22 protein-coding genes and 1 pseudogene are annotated in these 18,898 nt (G+C 34.0%); 5 read left to right on the top strand and 18 right to left on the bottom strand.

The window, feature by feature from the left end; translation table 11 throughout:
• Positions 1-109: 109 nt before the first annotated feature.
• The 5 genes from LC095_RS27270 to LC095_RS15120 form a co-directional block, all read right to left on the bottom strand.
• Positions 110-412: a heterocycloanthracin/sonorensin family bacteriocin gene (locus tag LC095_RS27270; protein WP_404810054.1), complete on the bottom strand. Its 303-nt coding sequence runs from the start codon at positions 410-412 to the stop codon at positions 110-112.
• Positions 413-651: 239 nt separating this feature from the next.
• Positions 652-2,949: an ATP-dependent DNA helicase gene (locus LC095_RS15135; protein ID WP_226528939.1), complete on the bottom strand. Its 2,298-nt coding sequence runs from the start codon at positions 2,947-2,949 to the stop codon at positions 652-654.
• Positions 2,950-3,094: 145 nt separating this feature from the next.
• Positions 3,095-4,048: a DUF4097 family beta strand repeat-containing protein gene (locus tag LC095_RS15130; protein ID WP_226528938.1), complete on the bottom strand. Its 954-nt coding sequence runs from the start codon at positions 4,046-4,048 to the stop codon at positions 3,095-3,097.
• Positions 4,049-4,645: a DUF1700 domain-containing protein gene (locus LC095_RS15125; protein ID WP_226528937.1), complete on the bottom strand. Its 597-nt coding sequence runs from the start codon at positions 4,643-4,645 to the stop codon at positions 4,049-4,051.
• Positions 4,638-4,958, bottom strand: a complete 321-nt coding sequence (locus LC095_RS15120; protein WP_226528936.1) for a PadR family transcriptional regulator — start codon at positions 4,956-4,958, stop codon at positions 4,638-4,640. Before LC095_RS15120 ends, LC095_RS15125 begins: the two co-directional genes overlap by 8 nt.
• Before the next feature lie 244 nt (positions 4,959-5,202).
• Between LC095_RS15120 and LC095_RS15115 the strand changes: the two genes are divergently transcribed.
• Both LC095_RS15115 and LC095_RS15110 read left to right on the top strand, forming a co-directional pair.
• A complete protein-coding gene (locus LC095_RS15115) occupies positions 5,203-5,679 on the top strand; it encodes a DUF2975 domain-containing protein (RefSeq protein WP_226528935.1) in 477 nt (158 codons plus the stop codon).
• A 10-nt stretch (positions 5,680-5,689) separates the two neighbouring features.
• Entirely contained in the window at positions 5,690-5,923 is a 234-nt protein-coding gene (locus LC095_RS15110; protein WP_226528934.1) for a helix-turn-helix domain-containing protein, read from the top strand.
• Between the two features lie 229 nt (positions 5,924-6,152).
• Here the strand turns inward: LC095_RS15110 and LC095_RS15105 are convergent, their stop codons facing one another.
• Together LC095_RS15105 and LC095_RS15100 are read right to left on the bottom strand one after the other, a co-directional pair.
• Positions 6,153-7,109 (bottom strand): alpha/beta hydrolase, encoded by a 957-nt coding sequence (locus LC095_RS15105; protein ID WP_226528933.1) that lies wholly within the window; start codon positions 7,107-7,109, stop codon positions 6,153-6,155.
• A 102-nt stretch (positions 7,110-7,211) separates the two neighbouring features.
• Positions 7,212-7,391 (bottom strand): hypothetical protein, encoded by a 180-nt coding sequence (locus tag LC095_RS15100; protein ID WP_226528932.1) that lies wholly within the window; start codon positions 7,389-7,391, stop codon positions 7,212-7,214.
• 37 nt (positions 7,392-7,428) lie between these two features.
• Here LC095_RS15100 and LC095_RS15095 point away from each other — a divergent pair, with 37 nt between their 5' ends.
• The gene (locus LC095_RS15095) at positions 7,429-8,019 is read left to right on the top strand and encodes an MFS transporter (protein WP_319005806.1); all 591 of its coding nucleotides are present in this window, start codon (positions 7,429-7,431) and stop codon (positions 8,017-8,019) included.
• A 96-nt stretch (positions 8,020-8,115) separates the two neighbouring features.
• Here the strand turns inward: LC095_RS15095 and LC095_RS15090 are convergent.
• Positions 8,116-8,842 (bottom strand): annotated as a pseudogene (locus LC095_RS15090) (DUF421 domain-containing protein).
• Positions 8,842-9,540 (bottom strand): carbonic anhydrase, encoded by a 699-nt coding sequence (locus LC095_RS15085; RefSeq protein ID WP_226528930.1) that lies wholly within the window; start codon positions 9,538-9,540, stop codon positions 8,842-8,844. The pseudogene LC095_RS15090 and the gene LC095_RS15085 overlap by 1 nt, the downstream one beginning before the upstream one ends.
• Before the next feature lie 263 nt (positions 9,541-9,803).
• On the opposite strand from LC095_RS15085, the gene LC095_RS15080 reads away from it, so the two are divergent.
• On the top strand, positions 9,804-10,304 hold the full coding sequence (locus tag LC095_RS15080; RefSeq protein ID WP_226528929.1) for a YhcN/YlaJ family sporulation lipoprotein: 501 nt from the start codon (positions 9,804-9,806) through the stop codon (positions 10,302-10,304).
• Positions 10,305-10,453: 149 nt separating this feature from the next.
• Here LC095_RS15080 and LC095_RS15075 read toward each other — a convergent pair whose 3' ends face one another.
• From LC095_RS15075 to LC095_RS15065, 3 genes are all read right to left on the bottom strand, one after another.
• Entirely contained in the window at positions 10,454-10,678 is a 225-nt protein-coding gene (locus LC095_RS15075) for a cyclase (RefSeq protein WP_226528928.1), read from the bottom strand.
• Positions 10,679-10,765: 87 nt separating this feature from the next.
• Positions 10,766-11,038, bottom strand: coding sequence for a DinB family protein (locus LC095_RS15070; protein ID WP_226528927.1), 273 nt, complete (start codon positions 11,036-11,038; stop codon positions 10,766-10,768).
• A gap of 330 nt (positions 11,039-11,368) precedes the next feature.
• Entirely contained in the window at positions 11,369-11,902 is a 534-nt protein-coding gene (locus LC095_RS15065) for a dihydrofolate reductase family protein (RefSeq protein ID WP_226528926.1), read from the bottom strand.
• 117 nt (positions 11,903-12,019) lie between these two features.
• On the opposite strand from LC095_RS15065, the gene LC095_RS15060 reads away from it, so the two are divergent.
• Entirely contained in the window at positions 12,020-12,955 is a 936-nt protein-coding gene (locus tag LC095_RS15060; RefSeq protein ID WP_226528925.1) for a helix-turn-helix transcriptional regulator, read from the top strand.
• Positions 12,956-13,088: 133 nt separating this feature from the next.
• On the opposite strand, the gene LC095_RS15055 is transcribed toward LC095_RS15060, so the two are convergent.
• From LC095_RS15055 to LC095_RS15030, 6 genes are all read right to left on the bottom strand, one after another.
• Positions 13,089-14,264: a hypothetical protein gene (locus tag LC095_RS15055; RefSeq protein ID WP_226528924.1), complete on the bottom strand. Its 1,176-nt coding sequence runs from the start codon at positions 14,262-14,264 to the stop codon at positions 13,089-13,091.
• 175 nt (positions 14,265-14,439) lie between these two features.
• Positions 14,440-14,835: a GNAT family N-acetyltransferase gene (locus tag LC095_RS15050; protein ID WP_226528923.1), complete on the bottom strand. Its 396-nt coding sequence runs from the start codon at positions 14,833-14,835 to the stop codon at positions 14,440-14,442.
• Between the two features lie 50 nt (positions 14,836-14,885).
• Positions 14,886-15,452, bottom strand: a complete 567-nt coding sequence (locus LC095_RS15045; protein ID WP_226528922.1) for a hypothetical protein — start codon at positions 15,450-15,452, stop codon at positions 14,886-14,888.
• A 359-nt stretch (positions 15,453-15,811) separates the two neighbouring features.
• The gene (locus LC095_RS15040; protein ID WP_226528921.1) at positions 15,812-17,437 is read right to left on the bottom strand and encodes a DUF4179 domain-containing protein; all 1,626 of its coding nucleotides are present in this window, start codon (positions 17,435-17,437) and stop codon (positions 15,812-15,814) included.
• A complete protein-coding gene (locus LC095_RS15035; protein WP_226528920.1) occupies positions 17,418-17,981 on the bottom strand; it encodes an RNA polymerase sigma factor in 564 nt (187 codons plus the stop codon). The genes LC095_RS15040 and LC095_RS15035 overlap by 20 nt, the downstream gene beginning before the upstream one ends.
• Positions 17,982-18,248: 267 nt before the next feature.
• Entirely contained in the window at positions 18,249-18,773 is a 525-nt protein-coding gene (locus LC095_RS15030; protein ID WP_226528919.1) for a GrpB family protein, read from the bottom strand.
• Between the last annotated feature and the right edge of the window lie 125 nt (positions 18,774-18,898).

The following is an 18,898-nucleotide window of genomic DNA, read 5'->3' as shown; positions in this document are numbered from 1 at the left end:
AACATACATTACTACCATTTTATGAAAGGCTATTTGTCCGTTATGTCAATCAGAAAAAGCCCCTACATCCTTATGTAGAGGCTTGCCGTAATTATTACCGAATTTTATTCTATCTTCCTCCGCAACGGCCTCCGCCGCCTCCGCCACAGCGACCACCACCGCAACGGCCACCACCACAGCGACCTCCGCCACAACGGCCTCCACAATTAAAACAACTGAAACAACTAAAGCAATTATAACAGTTGAAACAGTTATAACAGCTAAAACAACTATAACAGCGGAATACCCCCCCTATACCAACGTACAGTCTTTCATCATCATAATAATATTGATTCGGGTCATAAGGTACAGCCTGAGTAGCTTGGTAATCTCCGAGATTTAACATTTGAAGATCCTGTTGAAAATTATTCATTAAGTAAAACCTCCTCATAATACTTACCTGGGACCAGTGACAAGCAACGGACAAATAAATTTAAACCTGTTTTTTGGTAATCACATACTTCTTCAACAAATTATGTAAATTGGGTGGGTATTGTTACTGGTGAAAGAGCCTAATTATTTATGAAATTTTAATAGGTTAACGACTTGCTCGGCACGCAATAAAAATAGAGAAACGACTAATCGTTTCTCTTAAAATAATTAAGTTATTTATCATTCCGGGAGATTTTGAACATATTCAAAATCCCTCCATTCCCTCGGTAAAAGGCCTTGATATTTCTGAGTTAGAAACCGATCGTCAACAAGTACTATTACGCCGGTATCGGTCTCAGATCTGATTAATCGGCCACCCGCCTGTAACACTTTGTTCATGCCGGGGAAGGTATATGCGTAATCATAACCATTTTTTCCCATTGTTTGAAAATAATCTTTCATAATATTTCGTTCCAGGCAAAGCTGTGGTAAACCCACACCGACAACGATGACACCATTCAGCCTATTCCCTTTTAAGTCAACACCTTCAGAAAAAATACCACCTAATACAGCAAAGCCTATAAAAGGTTCTGAACTTTCTTCTTTAAACTCTTCTAAAAATTGCTCCCGTTCTTTTTCATTGAATTTGTTCGTCTGAATAATGCTACGAATGTCAGGACAGCTAGTAGTAAAGTCTTCATATACACTGTTCATATAGTGATAGGAAGGAAAGAAGATTAAATAGTTTCCGCTACGTTCTTTCAAAAGCTTTGAGAGCATACCAATGATTGGCTTTTTTGAATGTTCTCTGTCTCGGTATCGAGTCGATAACGGTTGAAGGAATATCTCGGTTTGTTCTTTTGCAAACGGTGAAGGAATTGAAATGGTGTAATCCTCTGACGTACCACCTAACATATCCAAATAATACTGAAATGGTAAAAGTGTGGCAGAAAAATAGACAGTTGTCCGAAACTTATTACTAACCTGCTGCAAAAGATGGGAAGGATCCAAACAGAACATTTTTAGATGAACCTCATTTTTCTCTGTTTCAACATAAGTAACATATTGTTTATCATAGAGATTTGATATTCGAACAAATCCCGTTGCAGCAAAATAGGTTTCTAATAGAAGGGATTGCTCAACTTGTTTTGTATGTTGTAATAATTCTCTCTCTGCCTTGTCTACAAATTCTTCGAGTATATTGATCAGATGTTCATCCAATTCCTGCCACACAAGATGTCCTTTTTCAGAACACTTTTTCTTCAGTTCAATAAAATATTTATTTAGTTTATGAACAGATTCGTACAAATCAGACCATCTATAGATACGTTTTAATGAAAGAAAATCTGATTTTTGTAATTGAGCTGAAAACATCTCTCTGGCTCGATCAACCAGATTATGAGCTTCATCGATTAATAAAGCGGACTGTCGTTTATGTTCATCAAAGAATCGCTTTAGTGACACTTTCGGATCAAAAATATAGTTGTAATCACAAATAATCGCATCTGCTACAAAGGCTAGGTCTAAGGAAAATTCAAATGGACAAAGTGTATGCTTCCTCGCATATGCCTCGATTTTTTGACGATTAATAAACGTTTCATGTGAGAAAATATCGAGAACAGCCTCATTTATGCGATCATAATATCCATTCGCAAACTCGCAATACTCCTTTTGACAAATGGTTTCCTCTTTAAAACAAATTTTTTCCTTAGCTGTAATCGTAACAGCACTCATACACACCCCCTTTTTTTTCATAAGTGAAAAAGCTTCTTCTGCGGTTTGTCTTGTGATGGTTTTTGCTGTTAAATAAAACATTCGATCCAGCTTGCCTTCACCCATCGCCTTCACTGTTGGGAAAATTGTCGAGATGGTTTTTCCAATACCGGTAGGTGCATTTGCAAAAATATTCTTTTCCTCTGAAATGGTTTTATAAACTACACCTGCAAGCTTGCGTTGCCCCTCTCGATATGTTGTAAATGGAAATGATAGTTGATTAATACTATGATTTCTTTTCAATTGATGGTTTTGCATAAAAGATGCATACGGAAAGTATTCATTCACTAGCTCAGATACAAACTGTTCAAGTTCTAGAAAAGTAAAATGTTTTTGGAATTTTTTTTTCTCTTCTGTCACAGTGTGTATGTAAGTTAATTGAACAATCATTTCTTTTAGTTCATGATCTTTTGAATAGATATAGGCATAAACCTTTGCCTGTGCCCAGTGTACAGGGACTGATTCTTCCTCTATTTCACTCAAGTCTTTTGAAGTTGACTTAATTTCATCAATAAAGATTTTATCATCACGAAATAGCAACCCATCACATCGACCTTCAATGATGAACATTATTTCTTTATACTCAATTTCTGTTTTTAGATAGACTTCTTTCTCATCATTTTCTTGATACGTCTTTTGTATGGCTTTATGAGCTTTTGTCCCTTCGGTAAGGGTTGTGGCAGTCCGAAATCGTTGATCAATACTACCGCTTCGAAACACATATTCAACTAATGAACGTACAGAGAGCTTTATTTCAGGTTGCATATTATCACCTAATAGATAAGAATAGTTGTATCGTATAAAGTATACCAGACATTGATAAAAATAAAGGTGGTTGGAGTGATATAAGAATAAATAAAAAAACAGCATCCCGATCTTTCCCGGTTTGCCGTCAATATTACGGGTGATTCTATTTATCTAATGTGATCTCAACATCACCATCATTTGAAAGAATTGTTATTTTATCATTCGTATCTACATTGTTCGATGCTATTGTTTCAAATTCATCACCGTTCACTACTATATCACCAAAATCATTCTGAATATGATAATTTAGTTGGGTTTCTTTATTCGTCAATTCCAGTGTCATATCGCTAAAGCTGGTTTCTATATTTGTTTTCCCCATGAGCTGACCATTTATATAAATTTCCCCGTCAGAGCTTTTAATATTTGTGCCATGACTTGTAAAGTCACGTAATGAAATTTCACCAAAATCATTTGAAAGCTCTGCTTCTTTCGCAATATTAACTGTATTTAATTCAGCGTCACCATCATTAATTTCTAGTGTTAAATTGTTTGTAGTTACGTTTGAGGCGTTACTATCTCCAAAATCGTTTTGTATCGTTACACTTTTAGACTGAATGTCCTTGATGTCTACATCTCCATCATTGGATAAGATGGTCAATTTATCGATTGTCATTTCGTTCAGCTTTATATCTCCAAAATCATTCGCAATGCTAACATCGTCAAATTCTTTATCAGCTGGAACATAGATTTTAATAATTGTTTTTTGAATGTTTCCAATAAAGTTCATGGTAAATGTAAATTCTGCATGTGATGTTCGATCTTTAATCGTTAGTGTTTCATTTTCAACTGTATGTGTGATTTTTGTACCTTCTAAACTCTCAATCTCCAATTTATATTCATCAGAGGGAATAACCTCTAGTTTGGCGTCCGCGAGAGCTACCTCCAAATTATTGAATTCTTCCAATCCCCATTCCTTATTCTGTCGATCTTCTTTTCCTACTGCTTTCAACCCATTATCTGTTAAGATAATCGAAAATTTAGTTCCACTAAATAATCCTATGACAGCAAGAAGGATGCCGATCATCATCATGGCGAGTGCGACTTTCGTGTGTTTCATTTAGATCCCCTCCTTACGTCTAATCATTTTATCTAACAGCCTTTTCAATACTTTCACAATTCCTGTGCTAGTCTTCTTGGAGAATTGTAGAAAAGGAGAAAATAATAGCACACCTATTCCAATTGTTATTAAACCGATACCACTAAAGAAAATGGATGTTTGCCAATCTTGTGCGATGACCGACAAGCCAGCAAACAAACTGAACAATCCACTAATTGGTAAACTTACAACAAGGATAAAAAAAGTAAGAATAGCTACTCCACAAACAAGCATGAGGGTAAATACTAGACAAATGATCACAAGGACAAGAGGCAAAGCGATCGGCGAGGCTAGAATGGCCAGGATGATAAACCAAATGGCTGAAAAGCTCTTTTTCGTTGTACTATTTTGGTTATCCAAGTCTTTTATTGCATAATCCGCCAAAATTTGTGATGCAACATAAGATGGCGAACCTAATCTTGCAATCACTGATTTTATATCTTCTTCACCTGCTTCATCAAAATACTCACGATAATAGTCGATTGCTTCTTCTATTTCTTCACTTGGCAATTTTTTGATTTTTGCCCGAAGCTTTTTTAAATATTCTTCTTTACTCACCATTTATTCCTCCTAATAAAACAGATTCAATTTTCCGTTTGTGTTCTACCCATTCTCTACGGAGTTCTTGGAGCTTTTCCATTCCACTTTCAGTAATCCGGTAATACCGGCGATTTCTTCCTTGAAACGGACGGTCATATGTTGTTAAATAATCTTTCTTTTGCAATCTGCGAAGTACCGGGTAAAGTGTCGATTCTGAGATATCCATTATTTCACGTACTTGCTGAGTGAGTGAATAGCCATATGCATCTTCTTTTGCCAACACAGCAAGGACGCAGGCATCAAGTAAAGAGGAACCCAATTGGAATGACATTTGAACACCCCCAATTTGTTTTATAATATTATACGGCGTATATTATTAGAATAAACATATTATACGCTGTATAATATCTCTTCGTCAAATCCAATTTTGGATAAATTTGTATTTGTCTATATTAAACTTAATTTGACTATTTATTTACAACAAAATAATCATAAATATAGATAATTATTTATTGTAATTCAATAAATAATGTGATAAATTTATAAACGAAATTTAATCTGTGAGGTGCTTTTTTATGAAAATTGGTTCAACACTCTTTTTAAAGGCAGCTGTCTTCCTTATCGGAACACCTGTACTAGCTTTGATTATTTTTGGATTAGTTCAATTAGCTAATAATCCGGCAAATCCCGATTATGCCCATATCCTGTATCCCATTGTGATCGGAATGTATATATCAGCAATCCCTTTTTTCATTGCCTTGTTTCAGGCATTTAAGCTTTTAAGCTATATTGACAAAAACCAAGCTTTCTCGGAATTGTCTGTTAAAGCCTTAAAGGTAATCAAATTCTGCGCATTAACCATCACCGGTTTGTATGTAGTCATCATTCCATTTGTTTTCCTTCTAGCAGAATTAGATGATGCGCCAGGACTTATCATCATTGGAATGATCCCTATCTTTGCATCACTCGTTATTGCTGTATTCGCCGCTGTTCTTCAACGTCTTTTGCAAGAAGCAATTACAATCAAATCTGAAAATGATTTAACGGTCTGAGGTGAAATTAATGGCGATCATTATTAATATCGATGTGATGTTGGCGAAACGAAAAATGAGTGTTACAGAGCTTTCGGAAAGAGTTGGAATCACGATGGCGAACCTTTCTATATTAAAAAATGGCAAGGCAAAGGCTGTTCGTTTTTCCACTTTGGAGGCAATTTGCAAGGCTTTAGACTGTCAGCCTGGAGATGTTTTGGAGTATAGAAAGGATGATGAGGCGGATGGTAATGCATCATCTTAAGTCTGAACCGGGTTATTGACCTTTTAGAGCTATGTATGTAGGTTGAATATAAATAGGGACAGTGTACCTGTCCCTATGGTCCTTCACCATTTTTTAATAAAATATGTTTTATTTGCGATTATTGAATTATATTTACCATTAGACATAATCCGTCAAATTCCGACCTTATCTAAGTACGAATCACACCCATACAGTATCGTCCTGTTTTTTATCATAACCCTTTAAATGTTTAACGCTTATGTTCTAACTCCATTAATTCAAATGGTGTTAGTTCAGGAAGCTCCAAAGCAAATCTCTTTTCCAACCACGCTTCCGCTTCAACAATCCATCTAGCCGCATCGCGATCCATTTGGCTTTTCGCCTGTGATGTAGCTTGATTCGACAGGCTTAAACCATGGGGTCCTTTTTCATAAATGTGAACTTCATAAGGAATGTTTTTATCGGCAAGTGCATGTGCCATCCTTAGAGTGTGTTGTGCTGGTACTAATGTATCCTCTGACGTCGCCCATAAGAACATAGGTGGCGTACTTTTCGACACGTGGAAAACCGGACTTATTTCTTTAAGTGTTTCTTCATCAGGTTCTTTGTTGCCTGTAAAAGCGAGATTAGCAGCTTCAAATAGCTTTGAATCGATAGGACTTTTTGGGAACGAACGCATGAAAAGATAATCACTTAATGTGTAACCCAGAATCGTGGCAGCGGGTTTGAACATTTCCGTTTTTTCATTGAAATATTCATTTATAATTGGCTTATCCCAGTACACGGAATACATAGCACAATTATGTGCTCCAGCTGAGAATCCACAGATGGCAATTTTATCTACATTTACAAGCCACTCTTCAGCATGTTCCCTAATTGTCAGCATCGCTTTTCCTATTTCTCTCATAGGTGTGGGGTGAATGGAGTGTTCTTTCACTTTCATTTCCTCTTGAAAATTTAAAAATCCAACCTCTCCTCCCATATAGGTTGAATATCGAAGGACAAAGGCATGATATCCCATAGCTGCAAACCTTAGTGCCACTGCTTCTCCTTCTCTGTCTGAACAGGCTAAATAGGCTCCTCCCGGACAAATAAGAATAGCAGGTCTCTTCTTTCCACCCAATAATTCCGGTGAATCTGCGATCACATATGTTGTTAGTGTTACGTCATCTCGGTTTTCATAGAACTTTATCACTTCAGATTTCATTGATTCTCCCCCTTGTTTATTGATTTACTCCTATCACTTCACATGTAATCGATCTCGATGCGCTTTTTACAAGATCAAATTGAATTTACAATTACTCCCTGTTTAAATTTTAGCATGATGTTTTTCATTTATTGAAGTACCATTTACAATTTTATTAATTTTTTCCAGTATTTCATCAACTTGACTAGAAGTAATGCCTGTTTCCGGTGGAACGTTGCATTCTCCAAACGTCATGCCTTTCATTATTTGAAACGCAACGTGTGGTGGCATTTCACCGTGCATAAAATTGGTCTAGTAACTTTCAACTACTGCTTTTGCTATCTTAGTTTGGTGTTTGGCTGCAGTAGGATATGGATTCATGTTCGCTTCTTCTGTGTACTTCATGATGTACTATATTGGTAGACCTGATTTATTATCGTTATATATGGGGATTATTTCTATAGGTGCATTAGTCCCTATGGTAGTATTAATGCCTATCGCATTAAAAATATTTAAAACAGCTCAAAAAGCAATGTTAATTACTCAACTGATTACTATTGTTTTCTATGGTATCGCATTTATATTCGGTGAGAACCTAATCTTATTGTATTTTTGCTCCTTTTTCGCTACAGCTATTGGTGCCATGTCAAATGTATTAGTGAATATTTTAGTAAATGATACAATTTACTTCATTTATTTAAAAGAAAAAACATCTTTATATGGAACGACCGCTTTTCTGAAAGGGTTTGCGCAAAAATGTGGGAACACGATTCCTAATACAGGGATTTTAGCATTACTAGCTGTTTCAGGATATATCCCAGGTGCGATTGGTCAACAACCGGACGCAACCATGTTTACGTTGCACTTTGGTCGTGTTGGTATCCCTGCCATCATTTGCTTGGTAATTTGTATCATGTTTATTTTTCCATAATCACAGCGAAAAGCCCTTAATACCTAAAGTGAGAACTTAGGTTTAGGGCTTTTTTCATTATAAATATTTACTAGAAACTTACTAGAAACATCAATTTTAATGTCTTATCTGCACATCCGTTATATTATTGTCGCTTTTCAATGATACGTCCAATTCATAATTTGCTTTTATTGATGCTAAGAAGATATCAGAAGTTTTCAGCCCCTTTTTCTGTAACTCACGTAAAAGCCACTTTTCTTTTAGATTTAATTGAGAGAGAACATTACTTTCTATGTTACCTTCCACAATAACAGGATAAGCAATACTTCTTGATATCTTCTTTATTCCTATATCCTCTATAGTGACAGCAGATTTATGAGATTTTTTAAAAGCAGTGAGTTTTCCATTTGGTTCAATTAACGCTAATTCTACATCATTGACATCCAAGATATCTTTTTCTCTTAACATTTGTAAAACATTGTCTAATGAATACCGAATCTTTTTTAAATTCTTCACAACAAAAGAGCCATTTTGGACAACAATTGTGGGTTCAAAGGTAATAAGTCGCCCAAATAATCGATTTTTCAGTTTTAATTTCGAAACAACAATTTGTAAACCACCTATTGCTGATATCGACAAAAACGTATATAAGTGAGGAATATCAGGATCAGCAATATCTGCGCCAGCTACAGCACCAAGCACGATAATGATCAAAAAATCAAAAAACAGGAACTTCACCTATTGAGCGCTTCCCCATAAACAAAGTCACAATTAATAGCAAAGGAATAATAGAGATAATCCTTCCAGAGATCTTCAAAATATCTACTAACGTTTCTGATTCCATTATTTCCTATCTCCTAGGTATCCAAGAGTTAGTTCTCTATGGGTATTAACAATTTTTTCGTTGATATTAAAATAATGGTATGATTCTGTATTACTTGGAAGATCATCAGCGTCCTCTTGATTAGTAATCACTCTCCCAGCTTGGACATATCTGTATTTAGGTATCGTAACCCCAATTATTTTTGCTCCCGGTTCTATGACAACATTTTCATGAACATAAGTATCAAAAATAAGACATTGCATACCAATAAATACATTAGAATCAATTCGTGCTGGTCCAAAGATTTGAGATTGTGGAGCTAACGTACATCTTTCACTTATATAAACAGAAAAAGGTGAATTGTCTTTAAAAACTGAATTCATAACTACATTACTTCCAAATTCAAAGTTTTTCATTCCATGAATAACAACCCCATCCTGAATATTGGAATATTTTCCAATATGGATTTTCAACCCTTCGTCACCTCTGATAGATGAAAAAGGTCCTACAAACGTTTCTTTTTTTATATTTACACTCTCGATAATTGAGGCAAAATGGTGTATATATGCTGTTTTGTCTATAACAGGAGTATCTTGGTTAAGATTAAAAGTTGTTTGTGTATTTGGAATTACGTTGTCCTTCTTATTAAACATCTCTATTGCTTTTCCTACAAGTGAAGTTGCAATAAGCCCCATGAACAATTTATTTTTCGTCTTCATTTTCTCAACCACCGTTCATTCTTATTAAATTTAAAAACCTTTTTTTATTTTATGATTAGAATGTTTTCTACTTTGGTAAATAGAAACACTATTGTCTGTGGTAGGAAATGATCGTAAAGAAAAAGGACTAATACATTCTCTTTATTGATGGTGATCAGACTTGTAGGACACAAAATAATAGAGCGACAATAAACTTTTTCAATTACATAAAAAAAATAAAATTGGTCACTCTATTATCGAACTTAAATTTAGGAGGGACTTTGATGAAATTACTTAAACAAATTTCAATCTGCTTGTTCGCCATAGCCTTCATTACTGGTTGTGCAATGAATGATGAAGCAAGAGATGACAATAAAACTGCAAACAACAACGACAACAACACAAATATTCAAAATGTTGCAAATCGAAACAACAACAATAACAATAATACAAGAATGCAGGTTGCAGATGAAGCACAGGATAAAATTGAAGACTTATCAGAAGTAAGACATGCCAATGTTATTGTTACGAATAGAAATGCATATGTTGCAGTAGTACTCAATGATGATTCAAAAGGCGAGGTAAGAAAAGAAGTTGAAAATAAAATCTCTGAACAGGTAAAATCTACTGATGACAGTATTCGGAATGTTTTTGTGTCAAGTAATCCTGATTTTGTTGATCGTATGGGAGATTACGGAAATAAAATCCAAAGCGGAAAGCCAGTACGTGGATTATTCGAGGAATTTAATGAGATGGTACAAAGAATCTTTCCGAATGCACGCTAAAAGGATATATTTATAATAAGGGGGCACCGGTTAGGCCCCCTCAATTAAGTTTAAAGCATAAAAAACATCCTATAATTTCATTAATCACAGTGAAATAAAGAAAGGCTACCTCATTAGGCAGCTTTTTATCATGTAAAGTGTATAGATCATTATTTTGGGTTATCATGATTTCGTTTATGTTTTTCATTTATTATTTTCTTGTTAAGTATGCGCACTTCACCGACCATTAACAATCTCATATCCTCTACAATATACCTTGCTAATTCTTCGTCAGAAATATCATTTCCCTCAATATCAAGACGGAATTCCTGCCCTTGTATTCCGCCACCATTCGTAAACTCGATTTCAAAGTCGAAAAGAACTCTTTTATCCATTTCTCATCCACCTTTTTAAATTATATTAGATTAGTATAAATTCACATTAGAGGAAGACAAGCTAATGTTTATTTTATGAAATTCATTTCAGACAACCCCAATATGTCTGTATCTCGAGAAATATTGTCCAAGTAATCGAGTCATTGTAGCAATTTGTCCTTTATGATGTGATTCATGAGTAATTGAATGAAATAGTAACTGATGTGGCGATTTTCTAATAAATTCACTGCCTGCTTTCCAAGAAGGCTCTTTTTCGATAGGCTCATCAAATTTGTTTCTGAATTGCTCTAATACTCTCTCTACATATTCATCCACTTGTTTAAAATAGCGTTGAAAATCATCTACCTTCATATTATTCATTACTTCCTTTTGTTAATAATGGAGATGTTGCTTATGAAAGCACAAAAGAACCTTGCCATGCATATAGCAGCCTGCCACATGAACGAAAGTATCTCTAATGCTCTGAAAACCAAATTCAAATTCTTTTGTAATTGCATCTTCAGACAATTCTCTGCATTGTTCTTATAAGATTTGACGTGTTTGTTTTATCCATTCATATTCTTTCAAAGCATCCTCCTACCCCTTCGAAGTAAAGGAAATTTTTTCTTTTTACTATACACCAATTGTTCCGATATTGAAATAAGCGCCTTTCTTCATTCAAGAAAAGCACTTAATCGGTGTTGTGCCAAGTCATTTCTTACCTTTATTCACCTTATAATATAGTTGTGCAAACTGTCCATACCGTTTTATATCAACTAAATTCAAATCTATTTGTGGTTTCTTTTGATTAAATAAAGGGATACCAGATCCTAAAATATGAGGTGTAACAGTGATGATATATTCGTCAATTAAATTTCCTTTTAAAAACGAATCAAGTAAACACCCTCCACCAACCATCCATATTTTTGTACCTTCTTGCGCTTTTAACTTTTTTGTAAATTCAACAACATCTTCGTTCACAAAATCCACATTTTCATTTGAACCTTTTTCTGTAGTGGAGAAGACATAGCATTTTTTATCGGGATAAGGAAATGGTTTCATATGTTTTACTATATAATCATATGTCTTTTTCCCCATGATTACTGTATCAATGGTTTGATACATGTCCTGGTATCCCGCGTCACCTTCCCCCTCGGTGTCTTCTAACCATTGTAAGTCATCATCTTCTTTTGCAATAAACCCATCTAAACTTGCGGCAATGAATAAAACAATTTCACGTGACATCCTTTGATCTCCTTTTTTTTATAGAATTTCCCTTATTGATAAAATCATAAGGTATACACTATACTAACTGTAAAACATGACAAGTAATGGCATGATTAACGAAAAAAGGTGAGGAAAATGGCAAAATCCAAGCGACTTTTAGATATTCTACTGTTTGTTACGGCTAAAAAAAAATTTACAGCGCAGGAAATAGCAGATGAATTTCACATATCTATTCGTACTGTACATAGATACATAGTAGATTTATGTGATATAGGATTGCCGATTTATGCTGAACAAGGACGGAATGGGGGTTATACCGTATTAACACATTCTTTTCTTCCCCCTATTTTATTTACTGAAGAAGAAGCTGTTTCAATCTTCTTTGCTTTTCAATCGCTAAAATATTATCGAAGTTTGCCATTCGAGGCTGAAATTACCTCGGTTGAACATAAATTATATAACTCACTTCAAAGAGAAGCAAAATCAAAAGTAGATAAAATCCGTTCACATATTGCATTTTGGAACCCTAAGCGAACAATTGATTCGCCATTATTAAATGAAATGTTAGAGTATTCTATTGGGAATAGAGATGTACATATTCATTATGAATCTAAAACAGGAGTAAGGGAAAAACACATTCGTCCAATCGGTGTATATGCACATGATGGATTATGGTATTTACCTGCTTACGATTATGATAAGAAAAAAATTTTACTATTCCGTGTAGATCGTATTCTTTCCATCATATCGAACGAAGAAAATAAAGATAAATTCATGAGTTTAGAAGATTGGTTCAATTTTCAGGAAGTAAAAAAACCAATTCGGTTGCATGTTTATTTAACAATGGAGGGCGTGCGTCAATGTAAAAGTGTTCCTTACTTTGAGGGGGTTGTTGTCACACAAGAAGATGGAACTGGTTACATAGATTCAATCATTGATAAAGATGAACTTGATTTTATATCACCCCTATTTTTAAGACTTGGACGTCATACACGAATAATAGAACCAAAGGAATTAATAGATGGAATACGAAGGCGTGCTGAAGAGATTTTAACTATGTATCAAGAATAAAGAAGCTTCAAGACATTATTTGTCTAGAAACAGTTATTGTCTTTATAATATAACTTAAAATCAAAAATAAGAAAGAAATCAACCATAATGTTTCCTTCTCCTTAGATTTTTAGTTTTGTCCGCTTGCAATACTTTAATTCTTAACAACAAAGTCTAATAAATGACTATTCTCAATTGGTATTTCTGCTTTAAGATCGAATGAGGTATTGTCAATTATTAATAGTTTTTCTTCTTTTTCGTTTGAATTAACGATATAAATTTCACCGTTTTCTGTATCTTGATACAAAAACCTATAGTTGCTATCTTGTTCAAGATATTCCTTATTAAGAGGTTCAAACTCTGGTTCAGGTTCATATGTCATTAGACCAATGATGCTTCCTTTTTCTGGACTATAAACATGATATAACGCTCTATTATTATCTATTAATAATTGACTACTTTCGTCATTGAAAAAGATATCTTCTTTGCTCATACCTTTAAAAGGTTCATAGATGTTGAATTCAAAATTTTTGTCATAAGAAATGACTTTACCTGCTTCACCAAGTACAAAGGCATGTTCTTCTGTTGCATATAGTGGATACATATCTGCGTTTTTACCGCTATTCATATACTTAACACTTTGGTCTTCTAAGTCAATCACACCAATACCTGAGTTTACATATTTATCATGATCACCATATTGTCCACTTGTACCATAAAGGATTTTATTGTTAAACTCTAAAAGCGGCGTCCACTTTGGTGGATTCCCATACTCTGTTTCAAAACTTTTTTTTGATGTGAAGTTAGAAATAGATACATTGAATTCATTTGTTTCACTATCGTTGTTTTGTTCTCCTGTTTTATGTGAAACCAAAGTTTGAAAAAGTACACTCTCTCCGTAATGCATTATGTGATCAACACCAACTTCATAATCAAAGTAATCCAATTTTACTCTATCAAATTGTTTCGTTGGAATGTCATAAATGTAGTAGTAATTATCAATTGTTGCTTCACCAAAAAGAGAAATATATAATTTATCTATACTATTTGGTTTCTGATGCACACTCATTCTTCTAAAGTATTTATCTTCTATTTCATATTCCTGTACAATTTTGCCGTCAATTGTTACTTCTTTTACGATGGTGTTCTCTTGTGAAACCCTTATGTCAGCTGGGTAAAATAAAAAATAATTCGTATTATCGCTGCTAATTGGTTCGAAATTCTCAATCCCATTAATAAGTGTTCGATCCCTATTTTTTGGTAGCAGGTAATATGTCACTGCAATTACTATTACTAGCACTATAGCTACAATCGAGTATCTTTTTTTCATACATATCCTACCCAACTTTACATTGTTTTAGATTTTATCAGGAAGTGATGTTCCAACTGTCTTTCATTTCGCCAAATTAACTCGTTCTATTCTTTACTTAGTACATCCTTGTTCCAGAATGGTGTTTGATAGTTGAAGATAAAAATGAAGAATATCAACATAGTGAATCAAATTTTCACGTATATGATTGCCAAACTCCTCCTGAACCAGGTGTAAAGCCACATGCTTTATAAAAGTTAGTCTTGTTTTGCTCATATGATACTGTTACAATTCCCAGCCCAAAACGTTCAGACTCACGCAATAATTCCTTTACTAAAGCTGTACCAATTCCTTGCCCCTGATACGTAGGATGAACGATAATATCTTCCATATAACCATGTTCTAAGCCCATTCCACAAACATAACCAAAGGCAATCAGTTTATCATTTTGTTCCCTAACCCCTGCCCAGAAATTACAACGTTCAAACAATGTCGGGTAATCTTCTTCTCGTCTACTCCAACCAACAAGTTCTCTTAAATCAGGTACTTCATTCGTGTCTATTGGTATATTTATAATGACTTTATCATTCATTTATACCTCTCCTTACTCATAAGCAATATGCTAAACTATATATTGAAGTTCTATTCCCCCCTTATATGCGCCACCAAATTGTGAACCACATCTTTAAAATTAACATAAAAATTTTTTATAGGAATAACAGCAAAATATGAAGCTACCTCTATATCAACTAATAAACATTCATCATAAATTAAACAAATACTTAATTCTTTATTTGGACTCATTCCTTTTTGGGAAAGTAACTTCGCCAGTTCTTCATATACTCTATGACTTTTTTCGTCAATAGATCTTTCTAGAGAAAGCTGTCCTGCGAAACTGCTCCACCATACTTTAAAAGCCTTATAAATTTCCAAATAATCCTTTAAACTACAGGGACTATTTACAAACAATCTATTGTAAAATAAATCTGCTTCTTCATAGAAAATTTTCACACTATTTATATGATCGTCACATATTCTTTCAGATACTTCATTCCACAATTCTTCAAACTTTAATATAAATTCTTTATCGAAAGCCATATTTGAAGAAACATAAGGAAATCGATACTCTTCTTTTTTATGATTTTGATTGATAAAGATATTTTGGATATATATCAAAAAATTTAATGCACAGGATGCTTCTATTCTCATTATCAATGAATTTCCGATAAATTTCTCCTCCTGTTTTGACAACTATAAGTAGTTTTGTATTAATCACTTAAATGAAGAAATTATTATGTATTTTAATTACAATTCTATTTATATTTTAACATAAATAACCAAATATTCTATAATATTGTAGTTCATTAACCAGGCTGTTTGAGGAATAAGTATCCAGCAATCATTGCTAGTATTGTAGAACAATACAGTTACGTTCCATATTATGTAGATACACTTATAGAGGGACTATTTCCAGTAAAATCTTAACATCATATACATAAGGAGTATATATTTTCACCCTCAAGAACTTAAGTCTTAAGGGTGAATTTTCGCTCCTCACGGTACCAGTATCAATTTGAAGAAAATAATGGTACTTTCCACTTATCTTTGACCTCATAATACCTAGTCACAGAAAGTAAATGCAATGTTAGTTCTTCAGGAATTTCATCTAAATCATATGAAACGAGATCAATAGTTGTTTTATAACGACCGTTCTCATCTTTTTCATCGAGAATGGATCCGCTAGGATAAGTGAAATAATTTTTTCCTTTGTCATCCACTAAAACCCAAGCTCCAAAATCTGATGCCGGCATTTCTTTGCCGCCTTCCATTTCAATTTTAAACATCGTTTCCTTTTTAATTGGGATGAGCGATTTACGTAGCGAATATATACTTTGTTTTTTCGCCTTTTTAATCGTTATATAATTACCCTCGTATTCAAATGAGACAGGTTTTTTCTTCAATTCTTTTGGTTTGATTTTAATGGAAAAATCTGAAGGCACTGTTTTTATCATCCCATCTAACACAAAGGACAATTTGGTATCCTCTTTTTGCGGGATAAATGACTCATTCCACGCATTATGACCGATTTGTCCCATCGGTGTGCCTGTACCTTGTAGCATTCCTAAATCACTCGGGTGTCCTTTATCTTCAAAGAAGGTATTATGGTGATATATAGCTTGATTTTTCTCATTCTCAATATGATATTGAATGGCCGTTCCAAAGTTAGTAAAAGAGTCTGTGCTTTCTTCACCAAATTTCTCTTCAAGCTGCTTTATCTTTTCTTCAATTCTTGCTTGTTCTTCTTCCGCAAAAGACGTTTCATACAATAATTCATTTGAAGAAGGTGCAAATCTTACTTCCTTCATGTTAATGGTTACTCCATGCAGGCTTGTTTTTGCATCATTTAATGAGAGAGTAGTTGTGTTTTTAAGACTCTCTTTTAAATCAACAGGAATCTCTAACTCCCAGTTACCCATTTTTCCATTTAGCTCGACTAAATCAAAATTTACGGTAACCTTTTCTAATGCTTCTTGTTCACGTAATGAAAATTCGATTAGCCCGTAGTCACTTCCTTCTGACCAACCCATGCTTAATCCATCAAGTTTTTTTCCATATTGATCACTTGCCATGATGTTGTTCTTCGAATCAGTTAATTCAATATACGAATCTTGTAATTGTCCTTTTTCATTTAAAATTTGATAGGATAACGCAACACGGGAAGAATCGGCAAAAACATCTTCCACTTTTAAGGTAATCCCTTTATCTGTTACTTCTTGATTGATTCGTTTTACTAACCCTGCCTCAGATGCCATTCTTAAACCTTCATCCACTTGTTCTGTTGAGAAAAGGCCACCTATCCACTGTGCGAAGCTAGGGTGTAGTGTTGTCCCTAAACCAATCGCTAATACAGCTCCAGCTGCTACAAGCGTCATACGCTTCCAGGGACGCCTCTTTTTACGGGCAGCAGTCTGTCCATAAGGCTCCAATTCGTCAAGGACTAAAGAAGCAAAATCATCAGTTAATGTTGGAGTTTGTAAAGTTTCTTTTAAAAATTGTTGTTCCTCCGTGAAGGCATTGACTACTTGCATACAATCTTCACAGTTTTTTAAATGAGTGCGTATATCAACATATTCTTGTTCTATTAATAGATTATCAACATACTGTGAAAGTTTATCACCCGTTGGACAATTCATGAAAATAGCCTCCTCCACATTTTACGGTATCTCTCATTTTTTTCTTCGCTCGATGTAGTTTATTACGAACGTTTGATAGAGGGAGCTGGACAAGCTCACTTATTTCGATATAGCTTAAGTCATTTACATATCGTAAGAGAATAATTAATCTCTCATCTTCTGGCAGGGTTGCAATTAACCGTTCTAGCTGTCTATTTTTCTCATTTTTCAAGAAAATGACTTCAGGATTATTAGAGTTCACAACTTTTTCTTCGTTTATTTCTACTTGCATCATTTTATAGCGTTTTTTTCGGAACTCATCCATACAATGGTTAATTGCCACCCGATACATCCAACTGGAAAACGATCCTTTTCCATCAAATTTACCTAACTGGTGATATACTTTGATAAAGGCTTCTTGTACTAAGTCTTGTGCATCCTGTGGATTTTTTGTCATTCGTAAAATCGTGGCATATAACTGATTTTTATATTTATTAATAATGTGTGCGTAGGCATCTTTATTGCCGGATAGCACTTCTTGAATCCATTGGATTTCCTCTTCCATTTTGTCCTCCTGACTATACTCCATGTGCATTTCTCGCTTTTAAATCTCATCTATTATAACGAGTTCATCTATGAAATAATTTCATTTCATAAGAAAATAATTTTTCAAATAAAATATGCATCTATAAATTAGACACAAGAATGGCTGTCGGAACTTTACCGACAGCCTGTACACTCTAAAATATAACAACCATTCGTTTAAAACCTTACCACATACAGCTATCAAAAAATAACTTTTAAAACACGCCTATCTATTCCTACAAATTAATTACTTGTTTTTCTCGTTCCTCCATCGGAGAGATTTTTCAACAAGCTCATGAACAAATGCTTCTTTTCCTTTTTGATATTGATGTGTATGATCCTTGAACTTATTAGCTAATTGAATTTTTAAATCTCCATATTTCTTTGCTTCTTCGGGGTGGTTCAATAAGTAGTGTTTAAAACTTAAATGTATTTCAATATTCTCGTTACCAATTTGGTAAATATGTACATGGTGTGTTCGTTTATCTTTACCTTTAGGAAAGTATCTTCTTCCCGAAATACCGTTTTCACCTCTAGGTTCATATCCAAAAGTTTGCATTTTATCATTGTTTACATCAACATTTTCAATATCTTTAACAATCATTAAGATATCAATTATTGGTTTTGCATAACCAATTACTGGTACAGAGGTACTTCCAATATGAAAAATATCTACCAATTCATTGATGAAGATTTCTTTAAGTATTTTTTCTTCTTTACTGTATAATTCTTCCCACTTTTTCGTCCAAGGGACAATTTCAGTTTTTCTCATTTATAAAGCACTTCTTTCCTTTTTAACTTCTATGTTTAAACTCTACAATATTCATCATTTACTTAAAATAACCCTTCTCCTTCTTCAAGTAACATGCCGAGTTAGTTTAGGAGTAACAATACACA

Origin of the sequence: Metabacillus niabensis (genome assembly GCF_020524345.1) — a bacterium.
Classification (GTDB): Bacteria; Bacillota; Bacilli; order Bacillales; family Bacillaceae; genus Metabacillus; species Metabacillus niabensis_B.
Note: the sequence above shows the minus strand (reverse complement) of the source record. Positions and strands in the feature narration are given on the sequence as shown.